At 69.0% G+C, this 24167-nt stretch carries 26 protein-coding genes and 1 pseudogene; 15 read left to right on the plus strand and 12 right to left on the minus strand.

Annotated features, from left to right (window positions below):
* Window positions 1-197: 197 nt before the first annotated feature.
* The 3 genes from ABD844_RS04640 to ABD844_RS04650 all read right to left on the minus strand — a co-directional run bounded on the left by ABD844_RS04640 (window position 198) and on the right by ABD844_RS04650 (window position 2924).
* A complete protein-coding gene (locus tag ABD844_RS04640) occupies window positions 198-605 on the minus strand; it encodes a hypothetical protein (RefSeq protein WP_344873296.1) in 408 nt (135 codons plus the stop codon).
* Window positions 606-660: 55 nt separating this feature from the next.
* Entirely contained in the window at window positions 661-1893 is a 1233-nt protein-coding gene (locus tag ABD844_RS04645) for a serine hydrolase domain-containing protein (RefSeq protein ID WP_344873298.1), read from the minus strand.
* Between the two features lie 260 nt (window positions 1894-2153).
* Window positions 2154-2924: an SDR family oxidoreductase gene (locus ABD844_RS04650; protein ID WP_344873300.1), complete on the minus strand. Its 771-nt coding sequence runs from the start codon at window positions 2922-2924 to the stop codon at window positions 2154-2156.
* Between the two features lie 118 nt (window positions 2925-3042).
* Here ABD844_RS04650 and ABD844_RS04655 point away from each other — a divergent pair, with 118 nt between their 5' ends.
* Window positions 3043-3930, plus strand: coding sequence for a LysR family transcriptional regulator (locus tag ABD844_RS04655; protein WP_344873302.1), 888 nt, complete (start codon window positions 3043-3045; stop codon window positions 3928-3930).
* Between the two features lie 55 nt (window positions 3931-3985).
* Here the strand turns inward: ABD844_RS04655 and ABD844_RS04660 are convergent, their stop codons facing one another.
* Window positions 3986-4795, minus strand: a complete 810-nt coding sequence (locus tag ABD844_RS04660; RefSeq protein ID WP_344873304.1) for a nucleotidyltransferase domain-containing protein — start codon at window positions 4793-4795, stop codon at window positions 3986-3988.
* 287 nt (window positions 4796-5082) lie between these two features.
* Between ABD844_RS04660 and ABD844_RS04665 the strand changes: the two genes are divergently transcribed.
* The 4 genes from ABD844_RS04665 to ABD844_RS04680 all read left to right on the plus strand — a co-directional run bounded on the left by ABD844_RS04665 (window position 5083) and on the right by ABD844_RS04680 (window position 8759).
* Window positions 5083-5595, plus strand: coding sequence for a SigE family RNA polymerase sigma factor (locus ABD844_RS04665; protein WP_344873306.1), 513 nt, complete (start codon window positions 5083-5085; stop codon window positions 5593-5595).
* A complete protein-coding gene (locus ABD844_RS04670) occupies window positions 5592-6749 on the plus strand; it encodes a TolB-like translocation protein (protein ID WP_344873308.1) in 1158 nt (385 codons plus the stop codon). Before ABD844_RS04665 ends, ABD844_RS04670 begins: the two co-directional genes overlap by 4 nt.
* 158 nt (window positions 6750-6907) lie before the next feature.
* Window positions 6908-7702, plus strand: coding sequence for a polyphosphate kinase 2 (gene ppk2, locus ABD844_RS04675; RefSeq protein WP_344873309.1), 795 nt, complete (start codon window positions 6908-6910; stop codon window positions 7700-7702).
* Between the two features lie 142 nt (window positions 7703-7844).
* Complete coding sequence (locus ABD844_RS04680) at window positions 7845-8759, plus strand: endonuclease/exonuclease/phosphatase family protein (RefSeq protein WP_344873310.1); 915 nt, start codon at window positions 7845-7847, stop codon at window positions 8757-8759.
* Window positions 8760-9112: 353 nt separating this feature from the next.
* On the opposite strand, the gene ABD844_RS04685 is transcribed toward ABD844_RS04680, so the two are convergent.
* Window positions 9113-10093: a helix-turn-helix transcriptional regulator gene (locus tag ABD844_RS04685; RefSeq protein ID WP_344873312.1), complete on the minus strand. Its 981-nt coding sequence runs from the start codon at window positions 10091-10093 to the stop codon at window positions 9113-9115.
* Between the two features lie 65 nt (window positions 10094-10158).
* On the opposite strand from ABD844_RS04685, the gene ABD844_RS04690 reads away from it, so the two are divergent.
* A complete protein-coding gene (locus tag ABD844_RS04690; protein ID WP_344873313.1) occupies window positions 10159-11631 on the plus strand; it encodes an MFS transporter in 1473 nt (490 codons plus the stop codon).
* A gap of 213 nt (window positions 11632-11844) precedes the next feature.
* On the opposite strand, the gene ABD844_RS04695 is transcribed toward ABD844_RS04690, so the two are convergent.
* Window positions 11845-12633 carry a TetR/AcrR family transcriptional regulator gene (locus ABD844_RS04695; protein ID WP_344873314.1) on the minus strand — a complete coding sequence of 263 codons (789 nt, stop codon included), beginning with the start codon at window positions 12631-12633 and terminating at the stop codon, window positions 11845-11847.
* A gap of 103 nt (window positions 12634-12736) precedes the next feature.
* Here ABD844_RS04695 and ABD844_RS04700 point away from each other — a divergent pair, with 103 nt between their 5' ends.
* From ABD844_RS04700 to ABD844_RS04720, 5 genes and pseudogenes are all read left to right on the plus strand, one after another.
* Window positions 12737-13384: a hypothetical protein gene (locus tag ABD844_RS04700; RefSeq protein ID WP_344873315.1), complete on the plus strand. Its 648-nt coding sequence runs from the start codon at window positions 12737-12739 to the stop codon at window positions 13382-13384.
* Window positions 13385-13527: 143 nt separating this feature from the next.
* Window positions 13528-13677 (plus strand): annotated as a pseudogene (locus ABD844_RS04705) (DJ-1/PfpI family protein); the annotation flags it as partial.
* A 228-nt stretch (window positions 13678-13905) separates the two neighbouring features.
* On the plus strand, window positions 13906-14460 hold the full coding sequence (locus ABD844_RS04710; RefSeq protein ID WP_344873316.1) for a TetR/AcrR family transcriptional regulator: 555 nt from the start codon (window positions 13906-13908) through the stop codon (window positions 14458-14460).
* Window positions 14457-15689 carry an FAD-dependent oxidoreductase gene (locus ABD844_RS04715; RefSeq protein WP_344873318.1) on the plus strand — a complete coding sequence of 411 codons (1233 nt, stop codon included), beginning with the start codon at window positions 14457-14459 and terminating at the stop codon, window positions 15687-15689. The genes ABD844_RS04710 and ABD844_RS04715 overlap by 4 nt, the downstream gene beginning before the upstream one ends.
* 255 nt (window positions 15690-15944) lie before the next feature.
* Window positions 15945-16424 carry a signal peptidase II gene (locus tag ABD844_RS04720; RefSeq protein WP_344873320.1) on the plus strand — a complete coding sequence of 160 codons (480 nt, stop codon included), beginning with the start codon at window positions 15945-15947 and terminating at the stop codon, window positions 16422-16424.
* 42 nt (window positions 16425-16466) lie between these two features.
* On the opposite strand, the gene ABD844_RS04725 is transcribed toward ABD844_RS04720, so the two are convergent.
* The 4 genes from ABD844_RS04725 to ABD844_RS04740 all read right to left on the minus strand — a co-directional run bounded on the left by ABD844_RS04725 (window position 16467) and on the right by ABD844_RS04740 (window position 19536).
* Complete coding sequence (locus tag ABD844_RS04725) at window positions 16467-17378, minus strand: hypothetical protein (RefSeq protein WP_344873322.1); 912 nt, start codon at window positions 17376-17378, stop codon at window positions 16467-16469.
* Window positions 17375-17908, minus strand: coding sequence for an RNA polymerase sigma factor (locus tag ABD844_RS04730; RefSeq protein ID WP_344873324.1), 534 nt, complete (start codon window positions 17906-17908; stop codon window positions 17375-17377). The genes ABD844_RS04725 and ABD844_RS04730 overlap by 4 nt, the downstream gene beginning before the upstream one ends.
* Window positions 17909-18186: 278 nt before the next feature.
* The gene (locus ABD844_RS04735; RefSeq protein WP_344873326.1) at window positions 18187-18621 is read right to left on the minus strand and encodes a hypothetical protein; all 435 of its coding nucleotides are present in this window, start codon (window positions 18619-18621) and stop codon (window positions 18187-18189) included.
* A gap of 414 nt (window positions 18622-19035) precedes the next feature.
* Window positions 19036-19536: a MarR family winged helix-turn-helix transcriptional regulator gene (locus ABD844_RS04740; RefSeq protein ID WP_344873327.1), complete on the minus strand. Its 501-nt coding sequence runs from the start codon at window positions 19534-19536 to the stop codon at window positions 19036-19038.
* 105 nt (window positions 19537-19641) lie between these two features.
* Here ABD844_RS04740 and ABD844_RS04745 point away from each other — a divergent pair, with 105 nt between their 5' ends.
* The 4 genes from ABD844_RS04745 to ABD844_RS04760 all read left to right on the plus strand — a co-directional run bounded on the left by ABD844_RS04745 (window position 19642) and on the right by ABD844_RS04760 (window position 22558).
* The gene (locus ABD844_RS04745; protein ID WP_344873329.1) at window positions 19642-20055 is read left to right on the plus strand and encodes a nuclear transport factor 2 family protein; all 414 of its coding nucleotides are present in this window, start codon (window positions 19642-19644) and stop codon (window positions 20053-20055) included.
* 33 nt (window positions 20056-20088) lie between these two features.
* The gene (locus ABD844_RS04750) at window positions 20089-20970 is read left to right on the plus strand and encodes a haloalkane dehalogenase (RefSeq protein WP_344873331.1); all 882 of its coding nucleotides are present in this window, start codon (window positions 20089-20091) and stop codon (window positions 20968-20970) included.
* Between the two features lie 221 nt (window positions 20971-21191).
* Window positions 21192-21776 (plus strand): DinB family protein, encoded by a 585-nt coding sequence (locus ABD844_RS04755; RefSeq protein ID WP_344873333.1) that lies wholly within the window; start codon window positions 21192-21194, stop codon window positions 21774-21776.
* A 167-nt stretch (window positions 21777-21943) separates the two neighbouring features.
* Window positions 21944-22558, plus strand: coding sequence for a dihydrofolate reductase family protein (locus ABD844_RS04760; protein WP_344873334.1), 615 nt, complete (start codon window positions 21944-21946; stop codon window positions 22556-22558).
* Window positions 22559-22591: 33 nt separating this feature from the next.
* Here the strand turns inward: ABD844_RS04760 and ABD844_RS04765 are convergent, their stop codons facing one another.
* Together ABD844_RS04765 and ABD844_RS04770 are read right to left on the minus strand one after the other, a co-directional pair.
* Complete coding sequence (locus tag ABD844_RS04765) at window positions 22592-23479, minus strand: hypothetical protein (RefSeq protein WP_344873336.1); 888 nt, start codon at window positions 23477-23479, stop codon at window positions 22592-22594.
* Between the two features lie 135 nt (window positions 23480-23614).
* Window positions 23615-24022 (minus strand): PaaI family thioesterase, encoded by a 408-nt coding sequence (locus ABD844_RS04770; protein WP_344873338.1) that lies wholly within the window; start codon window positions 24020-24022, stop codon window positions 23615-23617.
* Window positions 24023-24167 lie beyond the last annotated feature (145 nt).

Genomic DNA, 24167 nt, shown 5'->3' on the forward strand with positions numbered 1-24167 from the left:
ATAGAAAGTCTATCGGGCTGGACATCGAGGACGCCCCCCTCCGTCCGGAACGGGGGGCGCAGCTCGGAGGGGGTCGATCCGGGACTGGCCCGGTCGCCGCTCGGGACGTCGTGCCCACGGTCGCGACCGACTGCGGTCGCGACCGCGGCGAGGAACCCTCGCCGTTTCAAGCCGAAGCCCAGTGGGCGGGCATGTGGTCAAGCGGCGTCGAGGGCTTCGGTGATCTTGCGGGACATGTCCGCCACGGTGGGGCTGGGCGGGCCCTGGTGGGTGCGGGCGGCCGCTTCGACGGCGACGAGGACGGTGCTGCGGAAGTTGCCGGCCTCGGCCGGATCCTGCTGCTTGAGCAGGCTCATGGCCGCCGTCAGGGCGGGCAGCACCTGGTCGGCGATCGCGGCTACCGACTTGCCGTCCAGCTTCATGTCCTTGGGGTAGGTGGCCAGCACGTGCCCGACCGGGCCGGTGGCGGAGCCCAGGGCGATGGAGCCCTCGGTGGCGGCCTTGTGGGGCTTGCCGGCGGCATCGGCGGCGGACATCAGCGTGACGGCGCCGTAGGCGGCGGTGCGCAGGGTGAGCTTGTCCTGGTCGGTGAGGGTGATGGACATGGTGGTGTACTCCTTCGAATGCGGTGGGACGGGCGGGCTCGGGGTGGGTTTAGTGTCAGTCGTCGATGGCCTGGTAGAGGGTGGTCCAGAAGTCGTTCATCAGGTGCGCCGGGCTCGGGACGGAGTAGCCGAGCTGGCAGAGCAGGATGCCGGTGAGCTGGTTGGCCGGGTCGGCGTAGCTGGAGGTGCCGCTGCCGCCGTCCCAGCCGAACTGGCCGATGGGCGCGTAGTCGCCGCGGTAGGTGCGCACCGCCATGCCGAAGCCCCAGCCGCCCTGCTGGCCCTGGCCGAAGGAGATGTGGACGCTGTTGGTGGCCATGGCGTTGCGGGCGGCGTTCTGCTCGGGGGTGAGCCGGTTGGTGGTCATCAGCTCGACCACGGGCCGGGACAGGATCCGCTTGCCCTTGTGGGTGCCGCCGTCGAGCAGCATCTGGAAGTAGGCGTGGTAGTCGTCGGCGGTGGAGACCAGCCCGCCGCCACCGCCCTGGAACGCCGGGGGCCGGCTCCACCGCCCGCCCTTGGCTTCGTCCCATACGAGGAACTCGCCGGTGGCCGGGTCGGGCGCGTACAGGGTGGGCAGCCGGTCGATCTTGTCGGCGGGGACGTGGAAGCCGGTGTCCTTCATGCCGAGGGGCTCGAAGATGCGCTCGTGCAGGAACTCCTCGAACGACTGGCCGGTGACCCGGGCCACCAGCACGCCGACCAGGTCGTTGCTGATCTGGTACTGCCAGCGCTCGCCGGGCTGGTACTGCAGCGGCAGCTCGCCCAGGCGGCGCATCCACTCATCCGGCTCGGGCTGCGGCTCCGGCCCGGAGGGCGTGAGGTTCTGCTCGAAGACGGCGTTCATGACCGGGGTGCCCAGCGACGTCATGTCCATGCCGAGCCCGAAGGTGGAGCTCAGCACGTCCCGTACGGTGATCGGCCGGCGCGCCGGCACGGTGTCGTCGAGCGGGGCGTCGGGCCGCGTCAGCACCTGACGGTTGGCCAGTTCCGGCAGCCACTCGTCCACCACGTCGTCCAGCCGCAGCCGGCACTCGTCCAGCAACACCATCGCCGCCGCCATCGACAGCGGCTTGGACGTGGAGGCCATCCGGAAGATCGTGTCGCGGCGCATCGGCGCGCCACCGTCATGCTGCATGGTGCCGAGCGCCTCGACGTGCGTCTGACCGTTCCGGCTGACCAGGGCGACCAGGCCGGGGATCTTCCCGGACTCGACATGCCGCGCCAGCACCTCACGCAGCCTGCGCAGTCCCGTCGCGGAGAAGCCGCTGTTGCCGTGTCCCATCATGAATCTCCTTGCCTACAGTGTTCGATCTTGTGAAGCCCCGTCCTGGCGTCGGCGCTCATGGGGATCCATGCGCGCCGCGCGAGGCCGGGGGGCTCGGTCCTGGCCCAGTTCGCGACCCGGGGTCGCGATCGCTGAACCGTTCATGGCGTCAACCATCGCCGACCGCGCTGACACCGGACCGTCGCCGCCCTGACGCCGCCGCTGACACGTCCCCGCAGGGCGATGACGTTCGCGGGTACGGCGGCCGGGTGGCTGTCGGCTCAGATGCGGGGGCCGAGGAAGCAGCCGCCGGAGGCGTCGATGGTCTGCCCGGTGACCCGGCGGCCGGCCTCGCCGGCCAGGAAGGCCACGACGTCGGCGATGTCGGTGGGTTGGCCGGCTCGGGGGATGGCGTTGCCGCTGCCGACCATTTGCTGGACTTCGGGGTTGTCGAGCATCCATGGGTTCATGTCGGTGGCGGTCGGGCCGGGGGCCACGGCGTTGACGGTGATGCCCCGTTCGCCGACGGCCTGGGCGAGGGAGCGGCTGAGCGCTTCGATGGCGGCCTTGCTCATCGCGTACGGCTGTTCGGGTGTCGCGATTCTGGTGGCCGCGGTGGACAGGTTGACGATGCGGCCGCCGTCGTTGAGCAGGGGCAGGGCCCGCTGGATGATGAACAGTGGTGCTTTGGTGTTGATCGCGATCAGGCGGTCGAACGCCTGCGGGGTGATCGTCTCGATCGAGTCGGCGGTGATGGCGGCGTTGTTGACCAGGATGTCCAGCCGCGCCTGGCCGGTCCGCGTGAGCAGGCCCGCCTCCAGGCCCGTGAACAGGGTGTCCACGTCCCCTGCCACGCCCAGTTCGGCGCGGATCGGGAAGGCCCGGCCGCCGTCCTGCTCGATCAGGTGCACGGTCTGGCGGGCGGCTGCCTCGTTGCTGCCGTAGTGCACGGCCACGAGCGTCCCGTCGGCCGCCAGGCGCCGCGCGATGGCCCGGCCGATCCCTCGTGAGGCTCCGGTCACCAACGCCGTCTTGCCCAAGAACGATGTCATCCCGTCACTCCAGAGTGTCTGAACCGTCCGGCCACAAGGATCGACGCGAACAACCACCCGAAACAACGACAAAGTACGCAAGGTCGTATTAACCCCCGAGTTAATATCAAGGAGGATCGTGGAGCTTCGCGACATGGAGATCTTCCTGACCCTGGCAGAAGAGCTGCACTTCGGCCGGACCGCCGAACGGCTGCGCGTGAGCCCCGCCCGCATCACCCAGGCCATCAAGAAACAGGAACGCCAGATCGGCGCTCCGCTGTTCGAGCGCACCAACCGCACGGTCCGGCTGACCCCGCTCGGCAGGCAACTCCGCGACGACTTGTGGCCCGTCTACACCGGCCTGCGGGACGGCATGCGCCGGGCCAAGCTCGCCGCCCAGGGCATCACCGCCGTGCTGCGCGTCGGCATGCTTCCCTTCAACGTCCACGACCTGCGCCCCTACTGGGACACCTTCCGCACGAGACATCCCCAGTGGCGGCTGCGGATCCAGCAGGCATCCTTCGTCGATCCGTTCGCCGGACTGCGCCGCGGCGACCTCGACGTCCTGGTCTGCTGGCTGCCGGTCGAGGAACCCGACCTGACGGTGGGCCCGGTCCTGTTCACCGACCCGCGGGTGCTGGCCGTGGCCGCCGACCACGAACTCACCCGGCGCATCGCCATCTCACTGGACACGCTCGCCGACTTCCAGCATGCCGACACCCCGGCGCGGCCGGACTACTGGTTCGACGGCTACATCCCGCCCCATACCCGCTCGGGGCGCCGAATCGAGCGCGGTCCCGTGGTTCGCAACGCCGATGAGGTCCTCACCCTGGCCAGCACCGGGGAACTCGTCAACGTCTTTCCCGCCCACATGCGGCGTTATTGGAATAGGCCCGACATCGCCTACCTGCCCATCAGTGACGTCGACGCCCTGCCGTACGCCCTGGTGTGGCGTACCGAGACCGAGAACGACCTCGTCCGGGCCCTCGCCCGAGTCGCCGCCGACCTCGGCACCCTCGCCGCCTGAGCTGCGGTCATCGCGTCGTGCTCTGGTCGAGGGCGGCCGCGATCAGGTCGCGGCCCTAGCGGCTTACGGCCGTCTTCACCTCTTGCACGAGGGCGGCCGCGTCGGCGACGGTCTCCTCGATCCGCCGCGTCGACTCGCCGAGGTCACCCAGCAGCCGCTGAGCACGTACGGCGAAGTCCGGCGGGGCTATGGAGAGCCGGCCCGCCGAGGCCACCATGCCCTTCTCGTTGATCAGCCACTGGCCCGCGTGCCCGTGCAGCGCCTGACAGACGACACCCACGGCACGGAACAGGCATCCGGCCGCGTAGGCGGGGTCGGTGCCGACCGCCCCGTAGTGCGCCACTTGCACGGCGAAGTCGGCCTCCCACAGCCCTTCGACGAGTGCGGCGCTCAGGGCTGCGGGGTAGGCGCCGGCCCGTTCCCGCAGGTCGGACAGCTCCCCGCTGGGGTCTGCCAGGACCCGGCACATGGCGACCTCCCCGGCGTAGGCGTGGGAGTAGAAGCCCAGCGGATGCCCGGCCTGGACACCGATCTCGTAGCGGCCTTCCTGGCAGTCGTCCCAGATCCGGTGGACGCGGTCGAGGTCGCGATAGATCCAGTCGACTCGCCAGCCGTCGATGGTCAGCCAGCCGCCGCCGTTGACCCACGGCCCCCAGCCGCCCGGCGCGGTCACCTCGGTTCCTTCACCGGCCAACTCCACGGCCAGTGCCCGCAGCGCGGCGACGTCCAGCTCGCCCCGGTAGTAGAGGCCCAGATCGATGTCGGAATCGGGGCGGTGGGTGCCGCGGGCCCGGCTGCCGCCGAGCGCGACCGCGACCACTCCGGGGATCTTCACCAACTGGTTGGCAAGCGCATTCAGCTCCACGTCATCCACCTGAGATATCTGATCGCATTCCGCCCCACACGTCGAATCGTTTTCCGGTGCTCCCGGTCACTGACTCGGGCGCAGACCCAGCCCAGGCTGTGCCGGTGGACCTGCGCCAGCCTGTCGATGTCCAGGACCCGATGGCGTGGACTGCGGTGACCGCTGCTCGCCTCGGCAAATCGGCCGCGTGGGAAGCTTCGGAAGCCGTCGGCGCTTTCTCGCTGGGCAGGGGTTCCAACCTATCCGCCGCTCGCGGGCGTGAGTACCGGTGAGAGGAGATCGCCATTTTGGATAGATATGACGGCTTCCGCGAGTTCGTGCTCGCCCGCCAGGAGGCGCTGGTGCGGAGCGCGTACCTGCTCACGGGAGATGCTCACCTCGCCGAGGACCTGATGCAGAGCGTCCTGCTCAAGGTCGCTGGGCACTGGCCCAGGCTGATCCGGCAAGGCACCCCCGAGGCGTACACGCGCAAGGCACTGATCAACCAGTACATCTCGTGGCAGCGGCGCAAACGGCGGGAGTCGCCCGGCGCCGACCCACCGGAGCGCGGCAACGCCCATGACGACGCCACGGTCGATCGCATCATCCTGCGCACGGCGCTGACCAGGCTCACGCCCCGGCAACGCGCTGTGATCGTCCTGCGTTTCTACGAAGATCTCAGCGAGCGGGAGACCGCGGAGATCCTCGGCTGTTCTGTTGGCACCGTCAAGAGCCAGACCCACCATGCGCTCGGCCGCCTGCGCACGCTCGCGCCCGAGCTGTCCGAGTTGTTCACCGAGACCGAGGAGGTACGCCGATGAACAGGCTGCGCGAGGCGCTGGACGACGTGGCAGTCGATGCTCCGGCCATCGACCTGGCCGACTGGGCGATCGCCGGCAGCAGGCGCAGACGGCGGAATCGGATGGCCGCCGCCGGCGCGGCCGGCGTGACGGGGCTGGCAGTGCTCACCGGCGTCGTGCTGGGCGTCTTTCCCGGCATCGCGCCGTCGACGTCCGACAAGCTCATCGTCGCGGCGGCGACCGGCAAGATCGCCGACCTGCCCAGCCGGGGCGTCGGTCCGCTCAGCCACGCCTACCGGACCTTCTGCCACGCCGGTGCCCCCGCCCTCACCGACTGCAGGAACGGTGGGTGGCGTGTGGTCACCCGAGCCGGCGAGACGTACCACGTGCCACAAGCGCTGGGCAACAAGAGCGGACCGAACTTCTACCCGCTGGCGATCAGCCGCGACGGGCGCCTCATCGCCTACTACAGCCGGACGGCCAGGACGTTCAAGGTACGAGACCTGGCGAGCGGCGCCGAGCAGACCGCGCCCGTCGCCGTCACGGAAGCGGAACTGGGCGGCAACGCGCGCCTGGAGCTGTCCGACGACGGACGGTACCTCGCCTTCACCGGCTATCCATCCAGAAAGGACGACGGCCTGATCATCGACCTGCGAGCGAGGACCACGCTGCCCCTGCCGATGGGGTGGGACCCCAGGAGCATCGACGGCGCCACCGTGACCTTGACCCGGAACGCGCAGTACGGCCAGCAGCCGGGCATCTGGCTGATGCCTCTGACGGGCGGCGGTTCCCCCGTCGCGGTGGGGGAGGCGTACACCCGCTTCAGCGGGCTTGCCCCGGACGGCTCCGGCCTGGCCGCACTGCGGCGGGACCAGAGCCGGAACCCGTACAGCCATGACGGCACGATCACTGTGCTCGATGCCAGGACAGGTCGCGCCGGGAAGGCGGTGACGATGCGCGGCCTGCCGAAGGGCAGTCGTTCGCTCACCCTCGGCGCCTGGCTGAACGCGTCCGAGGTCACGCTCGCCGCCGTCCCGTCGGACCGCCCGGACGAGAACCGTCACATCACCTACGCCGTGAACGTGGAGACCGGCCAGGTGCGGCAGCTCGCCGTCTACCGTCCCCAAAGCGTGGGGCACGACGTCATCCCCGGCGCCCCGGCGGCCGCCTGGTGACGAGCCGCATCCACAGAAGGGGAAGGTGACCTGCGCGGTCAGGTCGCCCCGATCACGGGCCCTTTGCGGCACTCCTTCAATTCGGGGGACCAGCGGTGAGCGTCGACGCTCGGCGGACACGCCGGGCGCATCCCGTTCGCGGATGGCAGGGTTCTCTCATGACCACTGAGAGGCTGCGGCGCAGGCCGTACGAGAAGCAACTGCTCCGCCTGCAGGCGGAGCTGGTGAAACTGCAGGAGTGGGTCAAGACCGAGGGGCAGCGGGTGGTCGTGGTCTTCGAGGGGAGGGACGCCGCGGGCAAGGGAGGCGCGATCAAGCGGGTCGTCGAATACCTCAATCCGCGCGTGGCCAGAATCGTGGCGCTGCCCGTGCCCACCGAGCGGGAACGGACACAGTGGTATTTCCAGCGGTACGTGGAGCACCTGCCGGCCGCGGGACAGATCGTGCTGTTCGACCGGAGCTGGTACAACCGGGCCGGGGTGGAGCGGGTGATGGGGTTCTGCACGCAGGAGGAGTACACCCGTTTCCTGCACCAGTGCCCGATCTTCGAGCGGTTGCTGGTGGAGGACGAGATCCTGTTGCGCAAGTACTGGTTCTCGGTGAGCGACGCCGAGCAGGAGCGGCGGTTCCGGGCGCGGCTGGAGGATCCGATGCGGCAGTGGAAGCTGTCGGAGATGGACCTGGAGTCGATCACGCGGTGGGAGGAGTACTCGCGGGCCAAGGACGAGATGATGATCCACACCCACATTCCCGAGGCGCCGTGGTACGAGGTGGAGAGCGAGGACAAGCGCCGGGCCAGGATCAACATGATCTCCCATCTGCTGTCCACGATCCCGTACCGGGAGGTGCGGCGGGCACCGCTGGAGGTCCCGCCGCGGCCCGCCTCCAGCGGCTACCGGCGGCCGCCCCGGGTGGAGACCCTGGTGCCCGACGTGACCGGACGGCTGTCGTGACCCGCCCCGGCTCAGATGGAGACCTCAGCGGTTGATCGCGGGGAGGGGGCGGTCACCACAAAGTGTCGGCAGACGATCGTTTCCCGACACTTCCTGCCTGGCGAGTGGCTCGCAGGAAGCACCGATGCTTCAATGACCAGTCATGATCGCGAGGAAGCTGATGGTGACGGCCGCTCTGGCGGTCGTGACGGTCCCTCTCCACGCGGGGCTGGCCCAGGCGCGGACGTCGTCCTCCGCCACCTCGGTGATGAGCTGGAATGTCTGCGCGGGCACCAATCCCGGCTGCTTCTTCTACGGCAGGAGCATGCAGGAGGTGGCCGTGCAGGTCGGCTGGTACGCGATCACCCAGCCGATCAAGCCGGATGTGATCTTCCTCCAGGAGTTCTGCGCGGGTGGGACGGCCACACTGGAGAGCCTGCTGGAACAGAAGACCCAGCGCGCCTGGACCACGCGGTCGTCGATCCTCACGTTGAAGGACGGCTCGCCGAAGGTCTGCGCACCTGACCGGCAGGGGCGTCCGCGGGGCGACATAGCCGTCACCGTCGCGGTCGCCGACGATGCGGCCATCTTCCAGGCCCACGGACTGACCTCCCCGCCGTGGTACGCCAGGCGCATGGCGCTCTGCGCCGCGATCCCGGCCAGGAGGCTCAACGTCTGTGGCACCCACCTCAGCGCCGGCCTGTCCTACGACGACAAGAAACCCGACGCGCCCTTCCGGACGAGGCAGGTCCAGGAGCTGCTGGCGGCGGCGGCCAAGCCCGGATACCGTGCCGTCTTCGGCGGAGACCTCAACCTGGCCCCGCCGGACAGCGGGCAGAGCACCGGGACGAAAAGACGCATTCTGGCGCCTGTGTACGCGGCCTACACCGAGTGCGACCAGAACGGCAGCCGCGACGGACGGTGGACCGAGAAGCACGTCCGAGAGGACGGCAGCGTCTCGAAGCGCAAGCTCGACTACCTCTTCGCCCCCAAGGGAAGCGTGACCCGGTGCCTCGTAGCTCAGGGTGCCGCCTCCTCCGACCACAAGCCCATTTACATCAAGGTCAACCTCGGCTGACACGGGCGCCTGAGACAGGTCCCAGGACGAACGACAAGCCCCCGCTGTCGTCTCTGGCCGCCATGCGGCGGCATGGCTCGACGCGCGCGTCGGCGCCGAGGGTCAGGACGCATGCGCGTGGTTCGAGGTCTCCGATCAGGGGTTGATCAGCCGGATCACCGATTTCTGGCCGGAGCCGTACGATCCGCCGTCCGGTCGCGAGCATCTGATGGAGCGCTGGTAAGGCTGTCCCGCTGCGCCTCCCGGTTGGGTCTCCGCGTGAACGCGACCGGCTCTCCGGGATGGCGCGTGACCGTTGGCCTCGTCCCCACCACGTGCGGCTGATGGGGCGCGCGGACGCCGGAAGGTGCAGGTCACCGGTGAGGTCGGTCGGGTCCGAGTCCCTTGGTGATTCGGGTGCGCAGGGAGTGCAGGGCTTGCCGGAGTTCGGCCGGTTCGAGGTCGGTGATGTCGGCGTCGAAGGTGAGGAGCAGTCCCGCCAGTCCTGGCCACGACCATGCGCCGAGTGTGAGTCGGCAGGTGGTTTCGGTGTCGTACTCGACTGTTGATCCGCCGGGGGCGAACCGGGCGACGGTGGAGGCGGGCAGGGCGACGATGGCTGAGCCGCGGCATTCCCACTCGGCGGCGGCGTCTCCGCGGTCGTGCGCGGTCATGACGAAGGCGACGGGATCGCCGTGCGGGATGTCACGCCGGTCGAAGGGGGTGTGCGTGGGCATGTGTGGTGTGATGCGGTCCACGCGCATCGCGCGCCACCGGTCCGCGTCCGGGTCGAAGGCGACCAGGTACCAGCGGGCGGCCCAGACCACGAGGTCGTGCGGTTCCAGCGTGAGCGTGACGGGCTCGCCGTCACCGGTGTAGTCCACGCGAACGAGGTGCCGCCGGTTGATCGCGCTGCCGACGGCGCGGACGATCTCGGCGTCGATCGGTGGCGCGGGGAACTCCCAGTAGTTGCGGGCCGAGGAGACGGTGAACGCTTTTGCGTGCAGGCGGCTGCGCGCGGGCATTGCCTGGTGCAGGGTGGCGAGAGCACGGGCCGCGTTCTCGCGGATGCCGGAGAGGACCGCCGGCACGGTCTGGAGCGCGACGGCCGTGGCGACGGCCTGGTCTTCGTCGAAGACGACCGGCGGCAGGCGGGTGGCGCGACCGAGTCGATATCCGCCGCCTGCTCCGCGGACGGCCTCGATCTCGTACCCGAGGTCCCGGAGCGTATCGATATCGCGGCGCACGGTTCTCACCGACGCCCCGAGTCGAGCGGCGAGTTCCTCGGCGGTCAGGGTCGCGCCGATCCCGAAGATCGACAGCAGCTTGAGCGCCCGCGCGGAGGTGGCAGCCATGATTCCCCAATTCTCTCACCGATAGCGGTCACTCGATGGCAACTACGTCCGCGATGGTGGCCGACATGACCGATTCACCGAGCCTCCGAATGAGCACCCGCACACCTGAGGCGTCCCCGACACTCATCGCCGGCGCCGGCGCGACCACGGCGCTGCTGGTGGTGCTCTTCGGCTCCTTCATGGACCTTCTCGACGCCACGATCGTCACCGTCGCGGCCCCGGCGATAGCCCAGGACCTGGGTGCCGGCGACGCCCAGATCCAGTGGACGATCGCCGCCTACGTCCTCGCCCTGGGCGCGGGCCTGATCACCGGCGGACGGCTCGGCGACCAGTATGGCCGCAAACGGCTGTTCATGATCGGGCTGGCCGGGTTCATGGTCACCTCGGCGCTGTGCGCGCTGGCCGTCGATCCGGGGATGCTCATCGGCATGCGGGCCGGGCAGGGGCTGACCGCCGGGATCATGGTCCCGCAGGTGTTCGGGATCATCCGGGCGTCATTCGCTCCGGGCGAGCGTGCCAAGGCGTTCGGTGCCTACGGAGCGGTCCAGGGCCTCGCCTCCGTCGCCGGCCCGCTGCTGGGCGGGCTGCTCGTCGACGCCAACCTGTTCGACCTGGGCTGGCGTACGATCTTCTGGATCAACGTGCCCGTCTCGATCCTGGCGCTCATCATCGGCGCGAAGGTCCTGCCGGAGTCCCGCTCTGCCTCGACCGCGCGACTCGACCTCCCCGGCGCGCTCCTCGCGGCCACGGGCATCCTTCTCCTGCTGCTGCCGATCATCCAGACCGAGACATGGGGATGGACCTGGGGCAGCGTCGCCCTCCTCGCAGCCGGAATCATCATGCTCGCGATCTTCCTCGCCCACGAGCGCCGCCTCACCGGACGCGGAAACGAACCTGTCTTCGACCCGGCTCTGCTGAGAATCCGCGCCTTCGCGGTCGGCCTGAGCGCTTCGGCGCTCTTCTTCGGCGGCATCGGGTCGTACTTCCTCACCCTCTCCCTCTACCTCCAGAACGGAACCGGCAGAACCGCATGGGAGACCGGCCTGGTGATCCTCCCGTACGCGCTCGGCTCGATCATCACCTCCGGCCTCGGCGTCGCTCTCGCCGCCAAGGCGGGCAGAACGCTCCTGATCATCGGCTCGCTCACCGTCGCGGCAGCTCAGCTCGTCCTGTGGCTCATCGTCAAGGACGGAGACGATCCCGGATACTGGCTCCTCGCCATGGCACTCTTCATCGGCGGCCTCGGGCTGGGTCTCGCCGCTCCCATTCTCGTCAACGTCGTCCTCGCAGGCGTCCCCGGACGCAACGCGGGCGCCGCGGGCGGGGTGCTCTCCACCGTCAACCAGATCGGCGGTGCCGTCGGCATCGCCGTTCTCGGCACGATCTTCTTCACCACCGTCACCGGTTCAGCCACCGGAGCACCGGCGCTGCCCGACTACAGTCACGCGCTCAGCATCGTCCTGATCGTCTCAGCCGCGCTCTACCTGATCACGGCACTCGTGATGCTCGCACTCCCGAAAGCTGAGGGTCCACGGTGATTCCGGAGAGCCGTGTTATGGGCGTAGCCCATGCGGTTGTTCGGGGTGGTGGCCGGTAACCGAGCGCCGAGTGCAGGCGGGCAGGTCGGCGATCGTTCCGGGTGGGGAGGCCGACACCTGCTGCGCGCCGATCGCATCAATGACGAGCCGATGGACATGACGCGGATCGACACCGCGTCACCCCACCCTTAATCGGGCTACCGTCAAAGGACCTCAGAGACTGGGAGAGCCTGTGCGGCCGTTTCGATCGAGTTCGGTCAGTCCGGCCAGAATGCGGTCCAGGCCGAACTGGAAATCCTCGGCGGTGTAGCCGATCGAGCCGGTGTTCGCCTGATCGCCGAAGAGCCGGCAGAACATGGGATACCGATCCGGTGTCATGACCCTCCCGAGAAAGCGGAAGTAGTCGTCCGCGCCGGTCTCGGCGCCGTCGGCGATGATCGGATCCAGGGCGAGACGGGCCTGCTCGCGGACGTAGCCGGCGATCAGGGTGACGGCGCGGAGCCGGTCGTGGGAGGTCAGCGCGGTACGGGACAGCGCTTTGAGCATGTGCTCTCCCCACAGCAGTTCGTTCGGCATGCTCGGCGGGCCGGACGTGGGCACCTGCAGGACCCACGGATGCCGCCGGTGGAGGTCGTAGATCCGCCAGGCGAGGTCGGCAAGGGACTCCTGCCAGCCTCCGGAAACGGGCGCAATGTCGGAGGGCGGCGCGGTGGCGGCGTCGCGCATCACCATCACCAGGTCGTCCTTGGAACGGACATGCCGGTACAACGAGGTCGTCGCGGAGCCGAGGGCGGAGGCGACGCGAGCCAGCGACACCGCGCCGAGCCCTTCGCTGTCGGCGACGTCGATCGCGGCCGTGACGATCCGTTCCAACGTGAGGCCCGGTCGCGGACCGGGCCTGCGCTCGTCGGCCGCCTGGGCGCGGCCGCGGGTCGCGTCACCGGAGGCGCGCCAGGCGAGTTCGACGCCCGCCGGCGTGCGGGTCCTGTGCTGCTCGCCCATCGCGGCCTTCTCTCTGAGTCGCCCGTGCCTCCGGCAAGTCTATTGTGGCGAATCTCATTCGCCACTATGGTGAACGCAATACGCCACTGGAACGGAGTAGGGCATGCGCGCACGGACATCGGCGGCGTCGGTGGGGATGTGGGCCGGCGGCGGCTTCGCCGCCCTGTCGCTGGTCTACCTGGTGGTTCTCACGGTGATGATGGCGCGAGGGTTGCCGTTTCCGCCCCAGGAGCCGTTCACGACCACCTTCCACGCGATCATGATGCTGGCCGTCCTGATCATGGTGCCGCTGTGGTGCGCCGTCCATTTCGCCACACCGCCGGACCGGCAACTGTTCACGCTCATCTCGCTGGCGTTCATCGTCATGCTGGCCGTGGTCGTCTGCGCCAACCGGTTCGTGGCGCTGACGATGGTCAGGCAGAGCCCCGGCCTGGGGCGTACGGCTGGGCTGGAGTGGTTCCAGCCCTATGGTTGGCCGTCGCTGACCTTCGCCTTCGAGGTGCTCGGCTGGGGGGTGTTCTTCGCCCTGGCCTGCCTCTTCCTGGCTCCGGCGTTCCGTGCGCACGGACTCGAACGCGGAATCTCCGCGATCTTCGCGACCATGGGCGTGCTCAGCCTGGGCGGCGCACTCGGGCTCTTCGTCAACTCCACCGGGCTCCTGGGCGCGGTCGCGCCGCTGGCATGGGGGTTGGGCCCCGTCGCGGCCTCCGTCCTGATCGTGGTCTGGCTGCGAGCACCGGCGCGCAGGTAGCGGAGAACGTGGCGGCGATGGGTGATGTCCGGATCTGTGGGCTGGTGGTCCTTGTGAACCTCTCGCCATGGCCGCGAGCATCGACGGTGTGAAAGATCTGGTGGTGGCCGTCTACGACGGATGGTGCTGCTGGACGTGACGTCGCCGCCCGCGCGCGCCGGGTGGTATCGGTGTGCACGGGCGCGCTCCTCCTGGCCGAGGCCGGCCTGTTCGACGGTCGGCGGGCCACCACGCACTGGGCCGCCTGCGCCGACCTGGCGTCCCGGTTCCCGCGCGTCACGGTGGAACCCGACGCCCAGCGCCACCCCGAGGTTCCCTACACCACCTGGGAGGACTTCCTCGCCGCCGGCGGCTGGGACGACTGACAGCGCGTCGCCCGCGCTGTCCGAACCCATGGACCGGCCGGGACGCTCCCGGTCCGCTCGCCGAATCGCGGCACCCCTCGTTTTCGGCACTCGCAACCACGGGTGAGAGCCCTGTGCTACGTTGAATAAACGTTTACTCAACGATGCGGGGATGCGATGGCCAGGACTCGAAGCGAGCAGGCGGTGTGGCGCCGGGAGCAACTGTTGAACGCGGCGCTGACGGTGTTCGCCGACAAGGGCGTGGACGGGGCGACGGTCAAGGACGTGGCGCAGGCGGCCGGCGTCACCCCCGGCCTGCTGTACCGCTACTTCGACAGCAAGGAGGCGATGGTCGAGACGCTCCTGTCGGAGCGAGGCTTCCTGCCCCGGCTACGGGAGTTGCGCGCCGAGCCGAACGACCCCCGGCCGGCCACCGAAGTGCTGACCGAGCTGCTGGAGTCGTTCGACCGGCTACTGGTCGACCACGCCGAGCTGATGGCGTTGTTCTTCAGCGCCGGCCAGGCCCGCGCGCCGCTGGCGGCGCTGGTGAGCGAGGGGCACCGGCTGATCGGCGGCTTCCTGGCCGAGCGGGTCGATGCCGGTGAGCTGCGTGCCCACGACACCGCCACGGCCGCCAGGACCCTGTTCGCCACCGTGGCCGTCAACCGGCGGCTGGGAACCCCCATCGACATCGCGGCCCTGGTCGGGCTGCTGTTTCCGGGAGAAGGATGACAGTGCGTGCACAGTGTTGTGTCGTCGGGGGCGGCCCGGCGGGGATGATGGCCGGGCTGCTGTTGGCCCGCCAGGGCGTGGACGTGATCGTGCTGGAGAAGCACGCGGACTTCCTGCGGGACTTCCGCGGCGACACCGTCCATCCCTCCACCCTGGAGCTGATCGCCGAGCTGGGATGGATCGAGGAGTTTCTCGGCCTCCCGCACACCAAGATGCCCCGCGTGACGGTCAACATGGGCGGCGAGGACGTCACCTTCGCCGATTTCAGCCGGTTGAAGGTGCGCTGCCCATACATCGTGTTCATGCCGCAGTGGGACGTACTGGACTTCTTTGCGGGCAAGGCCGCGGCCTACCCCTCCTTCCGCCTTCTGCGCCGTACCCAGGCGACCGAGCTTCTCACCGAGCGGGGAAGGGTGACCGGCGTCCTCGCCGACACCGAGGACGGGCCCGTGCGGATCCAGGCCGATCTGGTGATCGGGGCGGACGGCCGCCACTCCACCGTACGGGCGCGGGCGGACCTGGCTCCCGTGAACGACTCGCCGCCCATGGACGTGCTGTGGTTCCACCTGCCGCGCCGGGCGGAGGATCGGGTGCCCTTCTTCCAAGGCGGCAAGGGAGCGTTGATCTCGATCGACCGGGGCGACTATTGGCAGATCGCCTACGCGATTCCGGCGGCCGCCTTCGCCGAGCTCAAGGCCGCGGGGCTGCCCGCCTTCCGGGACAGGGTGGCGGAGCTGGCGCCCGCCCTGCGCGACCGCGCCCAGCGGATCGACGGCTGGGAGATGGTGCACCAACTGACCGTCCAGGTGAACCGGCTCACCCAATGGCATCGGCCAGGACTGCTGTGCATCGGCGACGCCGCCCACGCCATGTCCCCCGCGGGCGGCGTCGGCATCAACCTGGCCGTGCAGGACGCGGTCGCCACCGCCAACCTGCTGGGCCCGCTGCTCGCCAGAGGCGGCATCCCGGAGGACGCCGATCTGGCCCGGGTGCAAGCGCGCAGACAACGCGCCGCGCGGGTGACCCAGGCGTTCCAGCTCGGGATCCTGCGGGACCTCTATCCCAAGGACCTGGGCGACGACACGACCCGGCACGTGCCGCCGATCTTCACCGCGTTCCGGACGCTGCCGCCGCTGCGCCACCTCATGGGCCGCTTCATCGGCATGGGCGTCCGCCCGGAGCACATCGCCGATGACCCCTCGGCCGCCAACGCCGCCATGGCGAGCTGAACGGCTGCCGATCACCTCCTGCTCAGAGTAGACGTGTCGGCCATGGACATCTCGCCGCTGATCGAGCAACTCGACCCCGCAGGGCGGCCGTACCCGCTCTCCTGTCCGACCGCCGGGAGCACACCCCGGCGGACTCGAACCGCTTCAGAAGGGGCCGGTAGTCTCGGGGAAATCCTCGTTGGATGTCGCTACAGCACGGAGGCCAGGACGATGCGGTTGGAGCGGGGTTCGAGTCGGCTCTACAGCATGATGCTCATGCTGGCCGCAGTGGTCTTGCTCGCGGATCAGCTCACCAAACTGTGGGCGGTCTCCGCGCTGTCCGAGACCGAACGCGTCGCCGTGATCCCCCCGCTGATCCACTTCCGGCTGCTGTACAACCCCGGCGCCGCGTTCTCCATCGGCACCGGCGCTACCTGGGTGTTCACCCTGGTAGCGGCAGCGGCGGTGGCCGGCATCCTCTACACCGCACGCCGACTGGCCTCCACGGGCTGGGCGCTCGCGCTCGGCGCGCTGCTCGGCGGCGCGGTGTCCCACCTGGGCGACCGGCTCTTCCGTGAGCCCGGCTTCGCCCGCGGGCATGTCGTGGACTTCATCGACTACGGCCCGTTCGTGGGCAACGTCGCCGACATCGCGCTCACCTGCGGGTGCGTCGCGTTGGTGCTGCTCAGCCTGCGTGGCGTGCCGCTCGCCAAGGAGCCGGGCGAAGAGCCCGCCCAGCTCCCATCCAACCCATGAACAGGGGGACGGCTTCGGGTCTCCAGGCTGAGCCCGGGGCGCTCAGCCGTTGAGGTCGGCCGGCTTGGGGCCGCCGTAGACCGGGTTCTGCGGCAGGCGTTCCTTGGTCACCTGCAGCAGCACCACGCCGGCCTGTTCCGATCGGGCCTCCCAGACGATCCAGTCGTCGCCCACCTGGGCGGACTGCTCGCCGGGGTCGACGCGCCAGCCGTTGTTGCCGGGTGCGGGGGTGATGACCTCGAAGTTCGCCTTCAGTCCCCGCTTGCGGACCTCGGTGAGCACCTCGCCCACTGTCTTCTCGTCGGCCCGGTAGCCTTCGAGCATCTCGCCCTCGCGGGTGGCGGGCGCGAGGTTCTGGTACTTCTCTCCCGGCTGGGCGGTCCGTCCCAGGCCGACGGAGCCGTCGCCGGTGTAGTCGCGCCGCACCATCACCGTCATCGCGCATCCGGGCTGTCCGAGCCGGCAGCCGGCGGGGGAGGTGCCGGTGTTGATCCTGGCGTCCTCGTTCGGGTGGTTGACGGGCAGGCGGGGTCCGGCGCTCACCGTGGTGATCTTGCCGACCTGGCTCGGGGACGACGGCACCGTCTCCAGCCGCACGTTCAGGCCCACCGCCGTGAACCCGTCGGTGAACTCGGTGAAGTGGGCCAGCGGGTCCTTGATGACGGCCACGTAGTAGTCGCCCTGGAGCCGGATGTCGATGGCCGAGTTGGCGTAGGAGGTGGCGGTGCCGCTGCCGCCCAGGACGGCGGGGCCGATCACGGCCGCCGCGGCGAGCCCTCCGGCGGCTGCCGCGCCGATGAGCACGCGGCGCGTCCGGCTCACCCTGACCACCTTGGCCTCGAACTGCGGCTCCTCGGCGGTGATGGAGGCGAGCAGCGTCCGCGCCCCCGCCCCGGACGCCTGGCCGGCCAGATCCTCGTCGCGGACCCTGGCGATCTGCTGGATTTCGTTCATGCTGACTCCACGACAAGATGAGCGACGAGGACGCCGGTCTCGGCCAGCGCCTTGGACAGGCGTTGACGCGCCCGGTAGAGCCTGATGCGAACGGCGTTGCGCGAGCAGCCCAGCACCTCGGCGATCTCTTCGTGGTCCAGTCCCTCCCAGGCGACCAGCGAGATCAGCTCTCTGTCCCTCTCGGACAGCTCGCGGAACGCGCGCGCGATGGCGCTCAGCTCGACGCTGCCCTCGGGCGAGTGGGCGGACAGGTCGGCGAGGTCGGTGTCGAGCGCGACGTTGGCGTGCCGGTGCCTGGCCAGGCCGCGCCGGTGGTTGGCCAGCACATTCCTGGCCACGCCGTACAGCCAGAGCCTGGCCTCGCCGCCCGGCGGCAGCGCGTCGAAGCGGCGCCAGGCGATCGTGAACGTCTCGGCCACCACGTCCGCCGCGTCCTCGGGGGACTCGCAGCGGCGCAGGGCGTAGCCGAGTATGGACTCGTACGTCTGGCGGTAGACGGCCTCGAACCGGTGCTTCCGGTCGTCATCCACGGGCGGTCCCCATGGTCGGCCTCCTCGGTCTCGGGGTTGGAACACCCCATACATGTCGAGAGGGTCACCGGCATTTCACCCGATTTCACCTTACGAGCAGAACCGCGCTCCCGTAGCCGCTCCATCGGCTTGAGCAGGGACTGATTTCGGCGGCGATGCCGCCGGCGCTTGTCGTCGTTCGCGGTGGACGGCAGCGCGTGCGCAAGCGCCGCCCCGCGGCAGCGGGACGGCGCGAGAGGAGCCGGAATCAGGTGGCGCTTATCGAGGGCGGCCGCCGGTCACGGGTTGTAGCTGGTGGAAGCGACAACCTTGCTCGTGGTGGAGGTCTGGACGCGTGTGTAGTACGTACAGTCCTTGTTCCGCCGGGCGGCGGCGGTGTAGGTCGTGCGGTTGATGTCCTTGGACTTCGAATCGATGGACCCATCGCATCCGCCGACGACGAACGTCATGGTGTGGCCGCTGTTGTACTTCGACGCCGGGGACGAGACCCGCCCCCAGACGTACATGTAGTTGCCGTACTTGCCCTGACGAATCTGGACGGTGCCGCCGCCCGGCAGAGGGGCGCTGGCGACGGTCGTCACGCCCGAGGCTTTCGTGGGCGGGTCGTTGTACCAGGTCGCGGCGTTCGCGGACGGCGCCGCTACCAGGACAATGGCCGCCGCCGTCGCCGCAGTGGCACCCAGACTCGCGGCGCGGCGTGCGATCTTACGCATGTTTGTGATCACTACTTCCTGTCGAGGCCGAATCGGCCGAGGTCAATCGATTCCCGCCAACGGGCCTTGGCCATGCCAAGCGTTCTGTGATCGTCGTCTCACTGGCCCGGGAAGCGCCCGTGGTGCCCGCGATCGACACCGCCGGCCCCGCAGCTTTGGCCGGCGCCGTCTTCCGCAGGATGGTGGCCAGTGGCCTGACGCCCTCTTTGTGGCGGTTGGCTCGCTGTCTGAGGAGTGATCGTAAAGAGGGGCGGTATAGCGGCGGTATGTTCTGACCGGCCACGTAACGCCCGCCATACCGCCGATCGGTGATGCGGGCGGCCTGGTCAACCGGCAGGTCGCGCTGGTGTCCACGATGCCGGGGCCGTTACTCGGATGGGCGGCGGGGGCGCGGGAGTTCGCCAGGGGTGAGAGCTACGTGCTGGAGATCGGGGGCTGCTGGGTGTGGTGGTCCAGCAGGCGGGTGAGCATCCGCACGAACTGGTCGCGTTCGGCGAGGGTCAGCGGGGCGAGCAGTTCGTCGTGGAGGTCGTCCAGGACCTTGTCGAGGCGGCGCAGGTGCCGACGGCCTTGGGCGGTGATCGTGATGATGTTGCGGCGGCGGTCGTCGGGATCAGGCATCCGCTCGACGAGGGCGCGCTCGGCCAGTTCGTTGAGGACTCCGACCATGTCGCTGCGGTAGATGCCGGTGCGTCGGCTCAGCGTCGCCTGGCTGCCCGGACCGTGCTCATGCAACGAGGCCAGCACCGCGTAGTGCCACTTGCGGGCGTTGACCCGGGCCAGTCCCTCGTTCACCAGCCGGTCCGACTGCGCGGAGATCCCTGACAGCAGGCGGCTGGCCCGTCGGCGCAGTCTGTCCGGCGTCGTCGTCTCGCCGTCGTACGGCATGTCCGCGGCTTCGGCTCTGCTGGTCATGACGTGATCCTACCCTCTTGCGTTAGTCCGACTAACGATGTAGATTCGTTCACGCCATAAACGTTAGGAAGATAAACGTTAGGTCTTCGAATGAAAGAGGGCGTCATGTCCACGGATACGCTGATCGCCGACCGGATCGAGATCGCCGACCTGTTCACCCGCTTCGCGCTCCTGCTCGACGAGAAGCGGTGGGAGGATGCGGCCACAGTCTTCGCCGACGACGTGGCGGTGCACTCGCCGCGCGGGGGCGAACTCCGCGGCATCGACAAGGTGGTCGGCTTCATGCGGCAGGGTGAGGTCGAGGGGCAGCACGCCCAGCACGCGACCACTGACCTGCTGGTGGACGTCGAGGGCGACCAGGCGGCCGCCTCGGCGAACTCGCTCGTGTACTACTACCGCGATGGCCAAGCACCCCACTTCACCGGCGGCCTGCGGCTGACCTCCACCGTCGTACGGACCCGGGCGGGCTGGCGATTCAGCGAGGTGCGGATCACGCCCGCCTGGACACGCGACGCCTGAATCCAACCCCTCATCTCACACAGGGAATCCCTCATGCCCACGATCGACGTTCTCGACTCGACGATTCACTACGAAGACCACGGCAGCGGAGCCACCGTCGTCTTCCTGCACGGCAATCCCTCCTCCTCCCACACGTGGCGCAAGGTGCTGCCCCTGGTCGGAGCGGGACGGCTGATCGCCCCCGACCTGATCGGCATGGGCCGCTCGGGCAAACCCGTCAGCGACTACCGCTTCGCCGACCACGCCCGCTACCTCGAGGCGTTCTTCGACGCGCTCGGCCTGGACGAGGTTGTGCTCGTCGGCCACGACTGGGGCGGCTCGCTTGCCTTCGACTGGGCGGCCCGGAACCCCGACCGGGTGCGCGGTCTCGCCTTCTTCGAGACGATCGTGCGTCCGATCGCCTCGAACGAACTCTCCGAACAGGCGCGCGCCCGTGCGGCGAAGCTGCGCACCGCCGAGGGCGAGTCCCTGGTGCTCGATTCGCACTTCCTCATCGACACCGCCTACACCGGGGGTGTGCTGAACCCGCTCGGCGAGGAAGAACTCAACCTCTACCGGGCGCCGTACCCCAGCCGGGAAAGCCGTCGGCCGCTGCTGAACTGGACCCGCTCGCTGCCGATCGACGGCGACCCCGCCGACGTGACCGCCCGGGTCGGCGCTTACGGCACCTGGCTGGCCCGCAGCCAGGACGTCCCCAAACTCCTGCTCACCTTCGACTCCTCACCGACCCTGCTCATCACCCCGGAAGTCGCCGCCTGGTGCAAGGACAACATCGCCGGTCTCCAGATCGAGCACTGCGGTCCAGCCGGTCACCACGCCTCAGAAGACCAGCCGGAAACGATCGCCGCAGCGATCTCCAGGTGGCTGGACCAGCAGAACCTCCGACAGACCGCCCCCGACGGCTCATCGATCTGAGCGGATCGCGTGGGGTGCCGTCCTGGATCACTTCTGTGGCAGAGGCCGCCTCCGGCGCGGTGGTCGTCCCAGGTAGGCGGCGAGCCGGTCGGCGGCGGTCGCGTCCGCCGGTCTCCCAATGTGGGAGAGTCAACTCCATAGCTCCGGTACGTCGGGGGCTTCACGGGTATCGCCGGGTGCCGTGCTGTTACCGTGACGCGGTTGATGCGATGATCTCCCACATGACCGAATCCGATCCGAAGGCCGACCTCCGTCGCTACCTGCAGGCTGCTCGGGAGGCACTGCTGTGGAAGCTGGAGGGGCTGTCGGAGTACGACGTCCGCCGCCCGTTGGTGCCGACCGGCACCAACCTGTTGGGGCTGGTCAAGCACGTGGCCAGCGTTGAGGCGGGATACTTCGGTGAGACGTTCGGGCGGCCGTTCGGCGAGCCGCTGCCGTGGTTCGACGACGACGCCGAACCGAACGCCGACATGTGGGTGACCGCCGAGGAGTCGCGGGAGCAGATCATCGGGCTGTACCACCGTGTCTGGGCGCACTCGGATGCCACGATCGACGCGCTGCCGCTGGACGCGATCGGCCGCGTTCCGTGGTGGGAGGCGGACCGGAGCGAGGTCACCCTGCACCGCATCCTCGTACACATGACCGCGGAGACCCAGCGGCACGCCGGCCATGCCGACATCGTCCGGGAACTCATCGACGGAGCCGCTGGGCTGCGCGACGGCAACGACAACATGCCGCCGGGCGACCAGGGCTGGTGGGAGAGCTACCGCAGCCGACTGGAGAGTGTCGCGCGGAAATTCGCCTGATCCTGAACCCGATCCTGAACCCGATCCTGAGCCGTTCCCGCCGCTGAGCGCCGCCGCCGAGCGTGGCCGGGATCGCCGTCTGAGACGGATCCGTAGCCGGGCGACGAGTTTTGGATGCTTCGCCAGTCCACCTACCGACACCACCCGAACTCGAAGGGATCATCGCGATGGCAAAGGTCATCTCCACTCTGTTCATCTCGGCCGACGGCGTGGCCGAGATCGACCCCGATTGGCACTTCCCGTACTTCGACGAGAACATGGGCCGCGCCGTCAGCGAGGACTACGACACCTCCGACGTGCTGCTCATCGGCCGCGAGACCTACGACAGCTTCGCCGGAGCGTGGCCCGACCGCGAGGCGGCGGGCGGGGACGACGCATCGTTCGCCAAGCAACTCGGTGACGTGCGCAAGGTGGTCGTCTCGCGCCAGCCGTTGGAGTTCTCCTGGCGCAACTCCGAGCTGATCAAGGGCGACCTCCTCGGAGCCGTTGCCACGCTCAAGGCCGATGCCGGCATCAAAGGCATCCTGATCCCCGGCTCGATCTCCGTGGTGCAGCAACTGCTCGCCGCGGGGCTGGTCGATGAGCTGCGCCTGCTCGTGCATCCAGTGGCGGCGCGCAAGGGCCGCAGGCTGTTCGATGACGGCGATGCGCCGTACCACCTGAAGGTGGTGGCGACGGAGGTGTTTCCGACGGGCGTGATCCGCGTGATCTACTCGCCGACCGAGGCACCCACCAAGATCGGCTACGACGAGGTCAAAGACCAGGTGCCCAAGGGGGAGTAGCGGCTTCGCAGCCGTCCGGCGCACCGGCCCGCGTCACCTCACCCGCTCGTACACCGGCGTCATCAGGTCGAGGTCCTCGGCGAGCTGCGGCCGGCCGAGATCCCGATAGGCGCGGGCCCACAACGGCCGCAGTTCGCTGAAGTACGGATACGACGTGTGGAACGTGTCTCTCAGACCCAGCAGGGCGGTCGCCGGATAGCCCGCGTCGAGCAGTTGGGAGGCATCGTCGAGCACCGGCTCCAGCGCCCACGGCTTTCCCCACGGAACGTCCGCGACGACGGCTCCCTCATCTGTGAAGGCGTCGTCCGGGGCCAGCACGCCGATCCCGTCGGCGCTGCTCTCGTGCCGCCATCCCGCCGGCACCTCGAACGGGATCGGCGCGTCCGTCGCGAGCTCGCGATCCGGGTCCGGCCGCAGGCCGACTTCGGCGACGAGCCGGTCGAGGAGCTCACGGTCGTCGCGGCTCGGTGGCCGCTCACGCCATCTCCTGAGAGTGCGCGAGAGCATGAACTCCAGACCCGCTCTGGTGTCCTGGCCGACGACGACGGCTCCGGGTTCGTCCGGGCCGACCAGGACGACCGGGTGATCCGCCCCACCCAGCTCCGGCGCGGGCACCGCCCACCCGATACAGGTCCCGTCGCCCAACGAGCCGAACGGGACGAACTCCGGCGTGGCGAAGAACGGAGGCTCGGGCGGCACGTCGACGAACTCCGAGCCCTCCTGGTCTTCCCAACCCTGGGGTGGCCGGGGGATCGCCCACAGATCGAACATGAAGTCGTAGTGGGTCTGCATCATGCAGGTGTCGTAGTACTCGTCCTGTGTGTTCGCCTGCCACGCGATCTCCACGAGCGCGGCGAACGCGGACGGTGTGGCGAACCGGAACAGGTCGTCGGTCCAGGCCGGAGGCGGGGAATCCGTCATGCCGGTGATCCAATCCGGGAACCCGGCACGCATGCAACCGGTCTCCAGTGCTCGTGCGTCACCGCACGAGACCGGCCTCGGCGGAGTCCTGCACGAATGCTCGCACTCTTTTCGGCGGGCGCGGAGCCGCCCGTCTCATGATCCGGAGGGAACCACGGTGCCCTGGGCGATCGCGCACAGCTTTTCCTGGCCGTCGGCGATGACGTAGATCTCGCACTGACAGACCGCCTGCCGCTTTCCGACGCTCTTCGCGGAGGACCGGCCGACAAGCACGTCGCCGACCGCCGGCTTCAGGTAATTGATCTTGAACTCGGACGTCAGCGCGTTTCCGCCGAGCGCCAGTCCGCCGGCGAAAGTGATGGAATTATCCGCCACATAACTTATCACGCCGCCGTGGACGAACCCGTGCTGCTGCTTCAGGTTGTCGGCGATGGGAATTCTTATTTCCGCGCTGGTGGCGCCTATTTCGGTGAGCTGCGCCCCGATGAACTGGCTGAACGGCTGCGAATCGAATACGCCGCGCGCGAACTCCTGCAGGTCCATTCGTACTCCCGTGAGTGAGGGCCGGGTCTCGGATCGGAGTCGAAGCAATGGCCACATGATCGCGGGGCGGCGCGCGGAATATCCATTGACGGCGACCGGCGAACCATGGTTCAATCACGCAAGATCATACACTACGTGCCGTACC

This window comes from Nonomuraea antimicrobica (assembly GCF_039536965.1).
GTDB classification, from domain to species: Bacteria; Actinomycetota; Actinomycetes; order Streptosporangiales; family Streptosporangiaceae; genus Nonomuraea; species Nonomuraea antimicrobica.